The organism is Bradyrhizobium jicamae (genome assembly GCF_018130215.1).
GTDB lineage: Bacteria > Pseudomonadota > Alphaproteobacteria > Rhizobiales > Xanthobacteraceae > Bradyrhizobium > Bradyrhizobium jicamae_A.
This window is the reverse complement of the sequence record NZ_JAFCKQ010000007.1, coordinates 118,969-132,303: the sequence shown is the minus strand read 5'-3', so window position 1 is coordinate 132,303 and position 13,335 is coordinate 118,969. Positions and strand designations below refer to the sequence as shown.

Genomic DNA, 13,335 nt, shown 5'->3' with positions numbered 1-13,335 from the left:
AGCGAGGCGATCCATCGGGGCGCAAGTGGCAAATGACAGCTTCGCCGCCGGCGCTCCCGCCAGGACGATGGCGGCAGCGTTACCCTAGAAAGGCAGCCCCACGTAATTCTCCGACAGCGACGTCGATGCGGCGTTCGAGCTGACGAGATAATCGAGCTCGGCGATCTGGATGCGCGCAGCGAATTCGCCATCGTCGGGGAACTTGTGCAGCATCGAGGTCATCCACCAGGAGAAGCGCACCGCCTTCCAGACCCGCGCCAGCGCGCGCGCCGAGTAACCATCGATGCCGGCCGAGGATTTCTCGTCGTAATGTTCGCGCAGCGCCTGCGAGAGGTAGTGCACGTCGCTGGCGGCGAGGTTGAGGCCCTTGGCGCCGGTTGGCGGCACGATGTGCGAGGCGTCGCCGGCGAGGAACATGCGGCCGAAGCGCATCGGTTCGGCGACGAAGCTGCGCAGCGGGGCGATGCTCTTCTCGATCGACGGGCCGGTGACGAGCTCGTCCGCCGCCTTCTGGTCGACACGGCGCTTCAGTTCGTCCCAGAACCGCTCGTCGGACCATTGGTCGATGTGATCGTCGAGCGGGCACTGCACATAATAGCGGCTGCGATGGGTCGAGCGCATGGTGCAGAGCGCAAATCCGCGTTCATGGTTGTTGTAGATCAGTTCCGGCGACACCGGCGGTGTCTCCGAAAGGATGCCGAGCCAGCCGAATGGGTAAACCCGCTCATAGCTAGTGATCGCCTGTGACGGCACGCTGGCGCGGCTGACACCGTGGAAGCCGTCACAGCCGGCGATGAAATCGCAAGCGATGTCATGGCTGACGCCGTCCTTCACGCAGGTGACGCGCGGATGATCGGTGTCGAAATTATGCGGCCTGACGTCGCTGGCGGCGTAAATCGTGGTGAGGCCGGCCGCCTTGCGGGCGTTCATCAGGTCGAGGGTGACCTCGGTCTGCCCGTAGATCGTGACTGTCTTGCCGGTAGCCGCATGCATGTCGATGCGATGCCGCGCGCCGCCGAAGGCCAGCTCGACGCCGTGATGGACCAGGCCTTCCTGATGGAGCCGGCCGGCGGCGCCCACCTTATCGAGCAGGGATACTGTTCCCTCCTCGAGCAGGCCGGCGCGGATGCGCCCGAGCACATATTCCGGCGTCTGGCGCTCGAGGATGACGTTGTCTACGCCGAAAGTATGAAGTAGTTGCCCAAGCAACAGTCCGGCCGGACCTGCGCCTATGATTGCTACTTTTGTCCGCAATACGTGCTCCTCCCGATAAGGTAGGCTCGTGCCCGGCGCCCGCTCTCGCGGGCGGCCGTGTCAACTTGCTATGGCAACTATATCATATAACAGTCTTGGCAAAGCGCGTTTGTCCGGGAAATGCGTCTCGCCGCACCGCAAGAGGCCGAACTGTGGCCGGGTCGGGCGGTGCGACGAGGCATCCATCCGGGCGTATTTCGCCTTGAACCGGCGCGTAAATTATATAACATGTTAAGTAACGAGACCGGGCGAGAAGCCCGCAATCATGGAGAGGAGGAGATGCGATGAGGAAATCACTGTTGGCGCTGCTGGTGGCCGCCGCCGTCGTGCCGGCCATCGCGCCCGCTTTGGCGCAGGACAAGACCGTCAATCTCAAAGTGTCGCTGTGGGTGCCGCCGGCGCATCCGCTGGTGCCGGCGACGCAAGCCTGGGCCGCCGACATCGAGAAGGCGTCGGGCGGCACCATCAAGGTTTCCGTGTTCCCGTCCGAGCAGCTCGGCAAGGCATTCGACCATTACGACATGGCGCGCGACGGAATCGCCGACGTCACCTATGTCAATCCTGGCTATCAGCCGGGTCGCTTCCCGATCGCGGCCGCCGGCCAGCTTCCGTTCGTGTTCTCGGACGGCAAGAAGGGCACGCTGGCGCTGAACGAGTGGTATCACAAATACGCGCCGACCGAGATGAAGGACACCAAGCTGTGCTTCGCCTTCATCCACGATCCGGGCGCGCTGCACGGCAAGAAGAAGGTCCTGTTGCCGAGCGACCTCAGCGGGTTGAAGGTGCGCCCGGCCCAGAGCACCATCGGCGAGATGGTGAAGATGTTCGGTGGCACCAATGTGCAGGCCTCCGCGCCCGAAGCGCGCGACGCGCTCGAGCGCGGCGTGGCGGACGAGATCACCTTCCCCTGGGGCTCGATCTTCCTGTTCGGTATCGACAAGGTGGTGAAGTACCACATGGACGTACCGCTCTATACGACGGTGTTCACCTACAACATCAATCTCGCCAAATACAATTCGATGTCGGACGCTCAGAAGAAGGTGATCGACGACCATTGCACGCCGCAATGGGCCTCCAAAGTCACCGACCCCTGGACCGAGTTCGAGGCCAATGGCCGCACCAAGATGAAGGCGCTGGAAGGCCACGAGGTCTATCAGCTGACGCCCGATCAGCTCGCCGAGTGGAAGAAGGCGGTCAAGCCGCTGCATGACAGCTGGGCCGAGGCCGTGAAGAAGGCCGGGGGCGACCCGGACAAGATCGACGCCGACCTGCAGGCCACGCTGAAGAAGTACGAGGCGGGGATCTGATCCCGTCATTCCGGGCGCGCATCGGCGCGAACCCGGAATCTCGCGCCCAGTCACCGGATTCCGGGTTCGCTCGCTTCGCGGGCGCCCCGGAATGACGGCTTCCCACAACGGTCGTTCCTTGCCATGGCTGCCAACCCTGAAGTGACCAGAGACGGCGCGATTACCGGCCCGCCCGAGCCGGCGCGCAAGAATTTCATGGACCGCTTCATCGACTCGATCGAATGGGTCGCGGCGTTCTTCGTCGGCGTCGTTGCGCTCAACACCTTCGTCGCGGTGGTCATGCGCAAGTTCTTCGCGGTGACGATTCCAGACTACTACAATTTCGGCCAGTTCCTGCTCGGCATCCTGATCTTCTGGGGCATCGCGGCGACGAGCTATCGCGGCACCCACATCACCGTCGATCTGGTCTGGGCCAATGCCACGCCGCGCCACCAGCGCTGGATCGACATTTTCGCAACCCTCGTGCTGCTGTTCGTGGTGACGGTGCAGACCTACACGCTGGTCGACAAGGTGATCGACACCAGGAACAGCCACATCGTCACCATGGATCTCGGTGTGCCGGTCTGGCCGTTCTTCCTGGTGTCGTGGATCGGCGACGTCTCGGCGGTGCTTTTGATCGCAATCCGCACCTACCGGCTGATCTTCCATCCGGAAGACATCCATGACGCCAAGATCAAGACTGCGGAGTAGACGGCCATGAGTCCCGAGACTGTCGCCGTCATCGGTTTTGTCTGCCTGTTCGCGCTGATGCTGCTGCGCGTGCCCGTCGGCATGGCGATGGGCCTCGTCGGCATCACCGGCTTCGGTTACCTCACCGGATTCGGGCCGGCGCTGAAGCTGGTCGGGCAGACCACCATGCGCACGGTCACCGACTACTCCTTCGGCGTGATACCGATGTTCCTGCTGATGGGCGCCTTCGTGTCGGTGTCCGGCATCAGCCGCGAGCTGTTCCGGGCCGCCAACACCTTCGTCGGCCATTGGAAGGGCGGCCTCGGCATCGCGACGATCGCGGCCTGCGGCGGCTTCGCGGCGATCTCGGGCTCGTCGGTCGCAACCGCCGCTACGTTTTCGGCCGTGGCCTATCCGGAGATGCGCCGCTTCGGCTATCCGCAATCCTTCTCCACCGGTGTGATCGCCGTCGGCGGTACCCTGGGTGCGATGCTGCCGCCGTCCACGGTGCTCGCCGTCTACGGCATCATCACCCAGCAGGACATCGGCAAGCTGTTCATCGCCGGCGTGGTGCCGGGCCTGCTTGCGATCCTCATGCACATGATCACGATCGGCATCATCGGCGCGACGCGGCCGGGATTCCTGCCGGCAGGAAAGAAAGCATCATGGCACGAGCGCTTCCTGGCGCTGCGCGACGTCTGGTCGCCGCTGCTGCTGTTCCTGTTCGTGATCGGCGGCCTCTATGGCGGCTTCTTCATTCCGACCGAGGCCGGCGCGGTCGGCGCCGTCGGCGCCTTCATCATCGGCATCCTGCGGGGAAAACTTACCAGGGACGGCATCCTGCAATCGCTGCTGCAGGCGACGCGCACGGCTGCCGCGGTGTTTACGGTGCTGATCGGCGCGCTCTGCTTCGGCTATTTCCTCACCATCACGCAGACGCCGCAGAACGTCACCAGCTTTCTCACCGGGCTCGGCATCGGCCCCTATGGCGTGCTTGCGCTGATCCTTTTGATGTATCTGGTGCTCGGCTGCCTGATGGACGCGATGGCGATGGTGATCCTGACCGTGCCGATCGTATTTCCAGTGGTGACCTCGCTCGGCTTCGATCCGATCTGGTTCGGCATCATCATCGTCATGACGGTCGAACTGGGCCTGATCCATCCGCCGGTCGGGATGAACGTGTTCGTGATCAAGAGCGTGATCAAGGATGTCAACATGTCGACAATCTTTGTCGGCGTGCTGCCGTTCGTGATCACCGACCTGATCCGGCTGGTGATCCTGATCCTGTTCCCGCTGCTTGCGACCTGGCTGCCGCAGCGCATGATCGGCTAGGCATGATCCGGAAAAGTTGAGACCGGTTTTCCGAAAAGATCATCCCTAAACGAAAGTTTTTTCCATGACACCAGAGATCCAGACCCGCTACGTCTTCACCATCACCGCCCGGATCGCCGAGGTCACCTCCGCCGGCGACATCGGGACCGGCGTCCGCCGCATCATCCCGATCATTGGTGGAGAGGTGAGGGGCGAAATGGTCAACGGCAGGGTGCTCGGCTTCGGCGCGGACTTCCAGATCATCCGTCCCAACGAGCTGATCGAACTGGAAGCCAAATACGCTTTCGAGACCGACGACGGCGCGGTGGTCTATGTCGAGAACAGGGGCATCCGTTTCGGGCCGGTCGAACTGCTGCAAAAGCTGAAGCGCGGCGAGCCCGTCGACCCCAAACTGATCTATTTCCGGACCGTCCCGAAGTTCGAGACCGGTTCCGAAAAATACCGCTGGCTGATGGAGCACATCTTCATCGCCTCCGCCGCCCGCCACGCGGACCGCGTCGTGATCGACGTCCATCAGGTGATCTGACCGGCCGGTCGCGGACGCGGTGAGGTTAATTCGGCACGACGACCCAGTAGACCCGGTGATTCGTGTTGGGATCGCTGTTGTCGCTGCTCGAGAACAGAATGCCCTGGTCGTGCCAGTGCGAGTAACGGCCTTCGCCGAGCGTCATGATGTTGTAAGCCGAGCTGTGCGGCGGCCCCAACAGGCGGTTTCCTTCATACAGCAGGACAGGAGATCGCCTCGGGTCGGTGGCGGAATCCGCCTGCGATTTCAGCTCGTCCAGGCCATGATACACCGCGATATGCGTGCCGGGAGCGGTCTCGAACGGTCCCTTGATTCGCAGGACAATCTTCCCAGGCGGCCGCGGATCGACCCAGGTCGCGCGCGACCAAAAGGCCAATCCAAAATAGGCCGTCGCGGCGAACAGCATGGCGAGAATCTTGGTGCGGCGATCCAGAACAAGCATGCGGCTGCTGTAGCACGCCAATGTGGCTTTGGCAGGAAGTGCCTCCCCGGCGGATTTGGCGATGGTCTTGACTCCTTCCGGATTAGTTATAAGACATAACTATTCTGATAAGGACGCAATAAGCCGATGGGAAACGCCGCTGCCAGCGACACCGCGTTGCTGAAGATCGAGCAAACCGCCGCGGTACTGACCGTGGGGCTCAATCGTCCCGCCAAGCGCAACGCGCTGAACGACGGGATCATCCTCGCGCTGCAGGAGTGCTTCTCGGCCATTCCCGACGCGGTCGGCGCGGTCGTCATCCATGGCGTCGGCGACCACTTCTCCTCCGGTCTCGACCTGTCCGAACTGACCGAGCGCGACGCCACCGAGGGCCTCGTCCATTCCCAGATGTGGCACCGCGTGTTCGACCGGATCCAGTATTGCCGCGTGCCCGTCATCGCAGCGCTCAAGGGCGCCGTGATCGGCGGCGGACTTGAACTGGCCTGCGCCGCGCATATCCGGGTCGCCGAACCGTCGGCCTATTTCGCGTTGCCCGAAGGCCAGCGCGGCATCTTCGTCGGTGGCGGCGGCTCGGTGCGGTTGCCGCGGTTGATCGGCGTACCGCGGATGGCCGACATGATGCTGACCGGCCGGGTCTACTCCGCGACCGAAGGCGCGGCCTATGGCTTTTCGCAATATCTCACCGATGAAGGCGGTGCGCTGGCCAAGGCGCTGGAACTCGCGGAGCGCGTCGCGGCGAACGCTCCGCTGACCAATTTCGCCGTGTTGCAGGCGCTGCCGATGATCGCCGAAGCCAATCCCCAGACCGGCCTGTTGATGGAATCGCTGATGGCGACGGTGGCACAGAGCGACAAGGAAGCGAAGAAGCGCATCCGCGCATTTCTCGATCGCAAGACCGCGAAGGTGAAGCCGACATGAGCGTCAGGCCGTCAGTGTCCGTTACAGGCTCGCATCCTCTGCGTCCGATCTCGTTCGGCAATCCCGAGGTCACGGTCGAGCGCCGCGACGATGGCACGATCTATCTGCGCCCTAAACTCAAGCTCGCCGACTATCCGGCCCGCATCACCGACCGCCTGCACCATTGGGCAAAAGCCGAGCCGAACCGGGTCTTCATGGCCGAACGTGCGGCCGGCGGTGGCTGGCGGCAGATTTCATACGCGCAACTACTGGACACGACGCGGCGTCTTGCCTCGGCCCTGATCGCTCGCGGGCTGTCCGCGGAGCGGCCGATCGTGATCCTGTCGGGCAATTCGATCGATCACGCGCTGATCGCGTTCGGCGCGCTCTATGCCGGCATTCCGTTCTGCCCCGTGTCGCCGGCCTATTCGCTGGTGTCGCGCGACTACGGCAAGCTGAATTTCCTGGTCAAGCTGTTGACGCCCGGCCTCGTCTTCGTCGACGACGCCGACAAGTATGCGAACGCGTTGTTGACGAATTTGCCCGCCGGGACCGAGATCGCCGCCAGCCGCGGTGCGATCCCCGGCCGCGGCGTGACGCGGCTCGCCGATCTCATCGTGACTCCGGAAGATCCGCGACTTGACGCCATCAATAACCGCATCGGGCCCGACACGATCGCAAAATTCCTGCTGACCTCGGGCTCGACCGGCAACCCCAAGGCCGTCATCAACACCCAGCGCATGATCTGCGCCAACCAGGTGATGCTGCGCGAGACGCTGGCGTTCCTCAAGGACGAGCCCCCTGTCATCGTCGACTGGTTGCCGTGGAATCACACATTCGGCGGCAACCACAATATCGGGCTGACGCTCTACAATGGCGGCTCGATGTATCTCGATGAGGGCAAGCCGATGCCGGGTGGCATCGAGGAGACCGTGCGAAACCTTCGCGAGATATCGCCGACGGTCTATTTCAACGTGCCCAAGGGCTATGAGTCGCTGCTGCCCTATCTGCGCGACGATGCCGGCCTGCGGGCGAAATTCTTCGACCGCCTTCACGCGATGTTCTTCTCCGGCGCGGCGCTGTCGCCGTTCATCTGGAACAGCCTCGACGAGCTTGCGGTGCAGGAGAAGGGGTATCGCGTGCCGATGCTGACTGGCTTGGGCGCCACCGAGACCTCGCCGTTCTTCATGTCGGTGCGTCCCGATACGAGCCGCTCCGGCCATGTCGGACTGCCGGTCCCGGGCAATGACGCAAAGCTGCTGCCGAACAACGGCAAGCTCGAGGTCCGGGCCAGGGGACCGAACGTCACCCCGGGCTACTGGCGCCAGCCGGAGTTGACCGCCAAGGCGTTCGATGAGGAAGGATTCTACAAGTTCGGCGATGCGCTGAAGCCGGCCGATCCGGCTGATTTCGACGCGGGTTTCGATTTCGACGGCCGCATTGCCGAGGATTTCAAGCTCGCCAGCGGTACCTGGGTCAGCGTCGGGCCCTTGCGCGCGCGCTTCGTCGGCACCTGCGCGCCACTGGTGCGCGACGTCGTGATTGCCGGCCTCAACCGCGACGAGATCTCGGCACTGGTCATCCTCGATCTCGACGGCTGCCGCCTGATCAATCCGAAGCTCGCACCGAACGACATCGCCGCCGCGGCCAATGATCCCCTGGTGCGGGCCGCCTTCCGCGAGCGCTTCACGAGGTTCCTTGCCGCTGCCACCGGCTCGTCGACCCGCATCGCCCGCGCGATCCTGCTCGACACGCCGCTGTCGATCGATCGCGGCGAGGTCACCGACAAAGGTTCGATCAACCAGCGCGCGGTGCTGGAGCATCGCAGCGCACTGATCGACACGCTCTATGCGCCGGTGCCGCCGGCCTCGGTGATCACCCTGACCTGAATTTCGCACCCGAATTCGAAGAGGAGAAAGCCATGCAGTTGAAGGACCAGGCCGCCATCGTCACCGGAGGCGCATCGGGATTGGGCGCTGCGACTGCGCGGCGTCTCGCCGCGCAGGGCGCCAAGGTCGCGGTCTGCGACCTCAACGCAAAGCTCGCCGAGAGCGTCGCGGCCGAGATCGGCGGCATCCCGCTGGTCTGCGACGTCGCTGACGCTGCTTCCGCCGAAGCGGCGGTGGCCAAGGCGGCAGCCGTGCATGGTCCGGCGCGCGTGCTCGTCAACTGCGCCGGCATCGGCGTTGCAAAGCGCGTGATCGGCCGCGAAGGGCCGATGGCGCTCGCCGATTTCGACAAGGTGATCAAGGTCAATTTGATCGGCTCGTTCAACATGCTGCGGCTCGCGACATCAGGCATGTCCAAGCTTGAACCGCTCGCGACAGGCGAGCGCGGTGTCGTGATCTGCACGGCATCCGTCGCCGCCTATGACGGCCAGATCGGGCAGGCGGCGTACTCGGCCTCCAAGGGCGGCATCGTCGCGATGACGCTGCCGATCGCGCGCGAACTCGCGCAGTTCGGTATCCGCGTGCTGACCATCGCGCCCGGCCTGTTCCTCACTCCGCTGCTCGCCAATCTGCCGCAGGAGGCACAGGATTCGCTCGCCGCCGCGATCCCGTTCCCGCGCCGTCTCGGCCAGGCCGACGAGTTCGCCTCGCTGGCGCTGCACATGATCGACAACGCTTACCTGAACGGCGAAGTGGTGCGGCTCGATGCCTCGCTTCGCATGGCGCCGAAGTAAGCCGATGTTCATCAACCGGCGCGACGTTCAGATCCAGTGGGGCGATTGCGACCCCGCCAACATCGTCTATTACCCGCGCTACTTTGCGATGTTCGATGATTCAACCTCGATCATGTTCGAAGCGGCCGGCTTCTCGAAGCAGGATATCATCCACAAATACGGCCTGGTCGGCATTCCCATGGTCGATACGCGTGCGAAATTCCACATCCCGTCAACCCATGGCGACTGGATCACCATCGAGAGCCGGATCGACAGCATCAAGCGCTCGAGCTTCGAGGTGGTGCATCGGGTGTTCAAGGGCGAGGCGCTTGCGATCGAGGCCTTCGAGACCCGGGTGCTGGTCGGCCGTCATCCGGACGATCCGGGCAAGCTGAAATCGGCGCCGTTCCCGCAGGAGATCATCGACCGTTTCATGAAGGGCTGACTCGCCCGTGCCCATGACCTAAAGAAGGGGCTGAATTGGCCCGCCAAACCGGTTTAAACCAAAAGACATATCCGCAGGGAGGAATGAATGAAGAAGGCCACTGTTGCCGCCGCGGCGCTTGCTGCGGTGTTCGCGCTGCCGGGTTCGCCTGTTCTGGCGCAGACCAATGAAATCACCATCGGCATCTCGATCTCGACCACGGGACCCGCCGCAGCCCTCGGCATTCCCGAGCGCAACGCGCTCGATTTCGTGCCGAAGGAAATCGGCGGCGTGCCGCTGAAGCTGATCGTGCTCGATGACGGCGGCGATCCGACGGCTGCGACCACCAATGCGCGACGCTTCGTCACCGAGTCCAAGGCCGACATCATCATGGGCTCGTGCACCACGCCGCCGTCGATCGCAGTGTCGACGGTCGCCAACGAGGCGGGCATTCCGCATCTCGGCCTCGCGCCGTTCCCGATCAATGACGCGCGCGCGAAATGGTCGGTCGACCTGCCGCAGTCGATCCCGATCATGGGCAAGGTGCTCTACGAGCACATGAAGGCGCACAACATCAAGACCGTCGGCTATATCGGCTACTCCGATTCCTACGGCGATCTCTGGGTCAACGACTTCAAGGCGCAGGCCGTGCCGATGGGCCTTACCATGACCGACGAGGAGCGCTTCGCGCGTCCCGACACCTCGGTCGCGGGTCAGGTGCTGAAGCTGATTGCCGCCAATCCCGACGCGATCCTGGTCGGCGCTTCCGGCACCGCGGCCGCGCTGCCGCAGACCGCGTTGCGCGAACGCGGCTACAAGGGCCTGATCTACCAGACCCATGGCGCCGCCAGCATGGACTTCATCCGCATCGCGGGTGCGGCCGCCGAGGGCGTCATCATGTCGGCCGGCCCGGTGATGTCGCCGGAGACGCAGCCGGACAGCGCGCTGACCAAGAAGCCCGGCCTTGCGCTCGACACTGCCTATGAAGCCAAGTATGGCCCCAACAGCCGCAGCCAGTTCGCCGGCCACTCCTACGACGCATTCGAGGTGCTGAAGCGCGTCGTTCCCGTTGCGCTGAAGACGGCGAAGCCCGGCACGCCGGAATTCCGCGAGGCGATCCGCAAGGCGTTCATCTCCGAGAAGGAGATCGTCGCAACCCAGGGCGTCTACAACTGGACCGAAAAGGATCGCTACGGCCTCGACGACCGCTCGCGCATCCTTTTGACGGTCAAGGACGGGAAATACGTTCCGGCGATGTGAGCCGGTTGCCGACTGCGAAACAAACGGGCCGGCCCTCGAAAGAAGGCCGGCTTTTCGTTGTCTGCTAGATCGCGCTTTCGCCCTCGTGCTGGAAGCCCAGATAGCTTGCCGCCACGCGCTCGTTCGATGCGATATCCTTTGCCGCGCCGGAGAGCACGAATTCGCCGAGCTCCATCACATAGGCGCGGTCGGCGATCCGGAGCGCGGCCTGCGCGTTCTGCTCCACCAGCAGCACCGAGACGCCGGCGGCGCGGAGCTCGCCGACGATGCGGAAGATATCGGCCACGATGATCGGGGCGAGCCCCAGGCTCGGCTCGTCCAGCATCAACAGCTTCGGCGCGCCCATCAGCGCGCGGCCCATTGCGAGCATCTGCTGTTCGCCTCCCGACAGCGTGCCGGCGAGCTGCTTGCGCCGTTCCTTGAGCCGCGGAAACAGCGCATACACCTTCTCCAGCGACGTCGCGGCGGTCGCCTTCGAGATGCGGAAGGCCCCGAGTTCGAGATTGTCCTCCACGTTCATGCTGGCAAACAGCTCGCGATGCTCCGGCACCAGGCTGAGGCCGGTGGCGACGCGGTCCTCGATGTCGAGCGGCGCAAGGTCGGTGCCGGCGAAGGCGGCGCGGCCCTTCAGCGGCAGGATGCCCATGATGGCGTTGAGCAGCGTGGTCTTGCCGGCGCCGTTGGCGCCGATGATGGTGACGATCTCGTTTCCGGCGACCTCGAGCGAGACGCCGCGCACGGCCTCGACCTTGCCGTAGGAGATATGGACGTCGGCGACCGATAGCAGCGCGCTCATGCGGCGGCTCCGAGATAGGCCTTGATCACGTCGGGGTTGGTCTTGATCGCGGCCGGCGTGCCCTCCGCGATCTTGGTGCCGAAATCGAGCACCACGATGCGGTCGGCGAGATCCATCACAAAGCCCATGTCGTGCTCGACCAGCAGCACCGACATGCCGCCGTCGCGCAGTTGCCGCAGCAAGGCAGCGAGGCGCTGCTTCTCCATGTGGCGCAGGCCGGCGGCGGGTTCGTCGAGCAGCAGCAGCATCGGATCGACGCAGAGCGCGCGCGCGATCTCGACGATGCGCTGCTGTCCAAGCGACAGCGAGCCTGCGAGCTGGTCGATCTGGTCGGACAGGCCGACCCGCTCGATCTGCCGGGCGGCCTCCGCCAGCAGCCCGGCTTCGTCGGCGCGGTCGAGCCGCAGCATGCTGGAGACCGCACCCGATGAGCCGCGCAGATGCGCGCCGATCGCGACGTTCTCCAGCACGGTCATGTCGGGCACCAGCTTGACGTGCTGGAAGGTCCTGGACACGCCGAGCTTGACCACCTCCTGCGGCGGCGCGTTCTCGACCTCCTTGCCCTGCACGGAGATCTTGCCGCTCGTCGCGGTCAGGACGCCCGTGATCAGGTTGAAGGTGGTGCTCTTGCCGGCGCCGTTCGGCCCGATCAGGGCGACGATCTCGCGGGCGTTGACGTCGAAGGAGACGTCGTTGACGGCGGTAACGCCGCCGAACTGCTTTCGCGCCTTCTCGATATGCAGCAGCACTGAGGAGGTGGGCCCTGCCTGCGCGCGGGCGGGCAGCTTGAGCGACGTGTCGGGCGTCTTGCGGCCCGGCTTGAGCGGAAGTCGGGACATCAGCCACGGCCACACGCCCGTTGGTGCGAGCTGCAGCAGCAGCACCAGCAGGATGCCGAACACGATCGTCTCGAGCTGGCTTTGGCCGCCGAAGATGTAGGGCAGATAGCTTTGCAGCACTTCCTTGAGGATCACGACGATGCCTGCGCCGAGCACGGCGCCCCAGACATAGCCCGCGCCGCCGACCACCGCGATGAACAGGTATTCGATGCCGGCCTGCGCGCCGAACGGCGTCGGGTTGGCGGCGCGCTGGAAATGCGCGTAGAGCCAGCCCGAGAGCCCGGCCAGCACCGCGGCATAGATGAACACCAGGAGCTTGGCGCGCGGCGTCTGTACGCCGAACGCTTCCGCCGCCACGTGCCCGCGCCGCAGCGCGCGAATGGCCCGGCCGGTCCGGGAATCCAGCAGGTTCATGGTCAGCAGCGCCGAGATCAGCACCGCGATCCAGATCGCGTAGTAGATCGCGTCGGGGCTCAGCATCTTGTAGCTGCCGATCGAGAGCGGCGGAATGCCCGAGATGCCGTCGTTGCGACCGAGGAATTCGAGCTTGCTGAACAGATAGAACAGCCCGATGCCCCAGGCGATGGTGCCGAGCGGCAGATAGTGGCCGGAGAGCCGCACCGTGACGAGGCCGAGCAGCACGGCAGCGATGCCGCTGACCAGCAGCGAGGCCGGCAACGTCAGCCACGGCGACAGGCCGTAGGCGGTGGTCAGCACGGCGGTCGTGTAGGCGCCGAAACCGCAGAACGCGGCCTGGCCGAACGAGGTGAGGCCGCCGACACCGGTGAGCAGGACGAGCCCCATCGCGACCAGCGCGGCGAGGCCGATATTGTCCAGCAGCACGATCCAGAATGGCGGAACTCCCGGGACGAACGGGATCACCGCCATCACGAGTGCGAAGATGATGAGAGGCAGCCGCTGCGTCAT

General features: G+C 64.4%; 13 protein-coding genes. 9 read left to right on the top strand and 4 right to left on the bottom strand.

Annotated elements, in window-relative coordinates:
• Positions 1-84 precede the first annotated feature (84 nt).
• Complete coding sequence (gene pobA / locus JQ586_RS11600) at positions 85-1,254, bottom strand: 4-hydroxybenzoate 3-monooxygenase (RefSeq protein WP_212394681.1); 1,170 nt, start codon at positions 1,252-1,254, stop codon at positions 85-87.
• A 284-nt stretch (positions 1,255-1,538) separates the two neighbouring features.
• Here pobA and JQ586_RS11595 point away from each other — a divergent pair, with 284 nt between their 5' ends.
• The 4 genes from JQ586_RS11595 (at position 1,539) to JQ586_RS11580 (ending at position 5,088) form a co-directional block, all read left to right on the top strand.
• The gene (locus JQ586_RS11595; RefSeq protein ID WP_212394680.1) at positions 1,539-2,561 is read left to right on the top strand and encodes a TRAP transporter substrate-binding protein; all 1,023 of its coding nucleotides are present in this window, start codon (positions 1,539-1,541) and stop codon (positions 2,559-2,561) included.
• A gap of 123 nt (positions 2,562-2,684) precedes the next feature.
• Complete coding sequence (locus tag JQ586_RS11590) at positions 2,685-3,251, top strand: TRAP transporter small permease (protein ID WP_212394679.1); 567 nt, start codon at positions 2,685-2,687, stop codon at positions 3,249-3,251.
• Positions 3,252-3,257: 6 nt separating this feature from the next.
• Positions 3,258-4,562: a TRAP transporter large permease gene (locus JQ586_RS11585; RefSeq protein ID WP_212394678.1), complete on the top strand. Its 1,305-nt coding sequence runs from the start codon at positions 3,258-3,260 to the stop codon at positions 4,560-4,562.
• 64 nt (positions 4,563-4,626) lie between these two features.
• Positions 4,627-5,088 carry a DUF3237 domain-containing protein gene (locus JQ586_RS11580; RefSeq protein ID WP_212394677.1) on the top strand — a complete coding sequence of 154 codons (462 nt, stop codon included), beginning with the start codon at positions 4,627-4,629 and terminating at the stop codon, positions 5,086-5,088.
• Between the two features lie 25 nt (positions 5,089-5,113).
• On the opposite strand, the gene JQ586_RS11575 is transcribed toward JQ586_RS11580, so the two are convergent.
• Positions 5,114-5,530 (bottom strand): hypothetical protein, encoded by a 417-nt coding sequence (locus JQ586_RS11575; RefSeq protein ID WP_212394676.1) that lies wholly within the window; start codon positions 5,528-5,530, stop codon positions 5,114-5,116.
• A 126-nt stretch (positions 5,531-5,656) separates the two neighbouring features.
• On the opposite strand from JQ586_RS11575, the gene JQ586_RS11570 reads away from it, so the two are divergent.
• The 5 genes from JQ586_RS11570 (at position 5,657) to JQ586_RS11550 (ending at position 10,773) form a co-directional block, all read left to right on the top strand.
• Positions 5,657-6,448, top strand: coding sequence for a crotonase/enoyl-CoA hydratase family protein (locus tag JQ586_RS11570; protein WP_212394675.1), 792 nt, complete (start codon positions 5,657-5,659; stop codon positions 6,446-6,448).
• Positions 6,445-8,316: a feruloyl-CoA synthase gene (locus JQ586_RS11565; RefSeq protein ID WP_212394674.1), complete on the top strand. Its 1,872-nt coding sequence runs from the start codon at positions 6,445-6,447 to the stop codon at positions 8,314-8,316. The genes JQ586_RS11570 and JQ586_RS11565 overlap by 4 nt, the downstream gene beginning before the upstream one ends.
• A 32-nt stretch (positions 8,317-8,348) precedes the next feature.
• The gene (locus JQ586_RS11560; RefSeq protein ID WP_212394673.1) at positions 8,349-9,110 is read left to right on the top strand and encodes an SDR family NAD(P)-dependent oxidoreductase; all 762 of its coding nucleotides are present in this window, start codon (positions 8,349-8,351) and stop codon (positions 9,108-9,110) included.
• Positions 9,111-9,114: 4 nt separating this feature from the next.
• Positions 9,115-9,534, top strand: a complete 420-nt coding sequence (locus tag JQ586_RS11555; RefSeq protein ID WP_212394672.1) for a thioesterase family protein — start codon at positions 9,115-9,117, stop codon at positions 9,532-9,534.
• An 87-nt stretch (positions 9,535-9,621) separates the two neighbouring features.
• Positions 9,622-10,773, top strand: a complete 1,152-nt coding sequence (locus JQ586_RS11550) for an ABC transporter substrate-binding protein (RefSeq protein WP_212394671.1) — start codon at positions 9,622-9,624, stop codon at positions 10,771-10,773.
• 64 nt (positions 10,774-10,837) lie between these two features.
• On the opposite strand, the gene JQ586_RS11545 is transcribed toward JQ586_RS11550, so the two are convergent.
• Together JQ586_RS11545 and JQ586_RS11540 are read right to left on the bottom strand one after the other, a co-directional pair.
• Positions 10,838-11,569 (bottom strand): ABC transporter ATP-binding protein, encoded by a 732-nt coding sequence (locus JQ586_RS11545; protein WP_212394670.1) that lies wholly within the window; start codon positions 11,567-11,569, stop codon positions 10,838-10,840.
• Positions 11,566-13,335, bottom strand: coding sequence for an ABC transporter permease subunit (locus tag JQ586_RS11540; protein ID WP_212394669.1), 1,770 nt, complete (start codon positions 13,333-13,335; stop codon positions 11,566-11,568). Before JQ586_RS11540 ends, JQ586_RS11545 begins: the two co-directional genes overlap by 4 nt.

Bases quoted from the DNA above. Each gene is read 5' to 3' on its own strand.
- JQ586_RS11595 (WP_212394680.1), top strand. From the start codon at position 1,539: ATGAGGAAATCACTGTTGGCGCTGCTGGTGGCCGCCGCCGTCGTGCCG.
- JQ586_RS11590 (WP_212394679.1), top strand. From the start codon at position 2,685: ATGGCTGCCAACCCTGAAGTGACCAGAGACGGCGCGATTACCGGCCCG.
- JQ586_RS11585 (WP_212394678.1), top strand. From the start codon at position 3,258: ATGAGTCCCGAGACTGTCGCCGTCATCGGTTTTGTCTGCCTGTTCGCG.
- JQ586_RS11580 (WP_212394677.1), top strand. From the start codon at position 4,627: ATGACACCAGAGATCCAGACCCGCTACGTCTTCACCATCACCGCCCGG.
- JQ586_RS11575 (WP_212394676.1), bottom strand. From the start codon at position 5,530: ATGCTTGTTCTGGATCGCCGCACCAAGATTCTCGCCATGCTGTTCGCC.
- JQ586_RS11570 (WP_212394675.1), top strand. From the start codon at position 5,657: ATGGGAAACGCCGCTGCCAGCGACACCGCGTTGCTGAAGATCGAGCAA.
- JQ586_RS11565 (WP_212394674.1), top strand. From the start codon at position 6,445: ATGAGCGTCAGGCCGTCAGTGTCCGTTACAGGCTCGCATCCTCTGCGT.
- JQ586_RS11560 (WP_212394673.1), top strand. From the start codon at position 8,349: ATGCAGTTGAAGGACCAGGCCGCCATCGTCACCGGAGGCGCATCGGGA.
- JQ586_RS11555 (WP_212394672.1), top strand. From the start codon at position 9,115: ATGTTCATCAACCGGCGCGACGTTCAGATCCAGTGGGGCGATTGCGAC.
- JQ586_RS11550 (WP_212394671.1), top strand. From the start codon at position 9,622: ATGAAGAAGGCCACTGTTGCCGCCGCGGCGCTTGCTGCGGTGTTCGCG.
- JQ586_RS11545 (WP_212394670.1), bottom strand. From the start codon at position 11,569: ATGAGCGCGCTGCTATCGGTCGCCGACGTCCATATCTCCTACGGCAAG.
- JQ586_RS11540 (WP_212394669.1), bottom strand. From the start codon at position 13,335: ATGACGCAGCGGCTGCCTCTCATCATCTTCGCACTCGTGATGGCGGTG.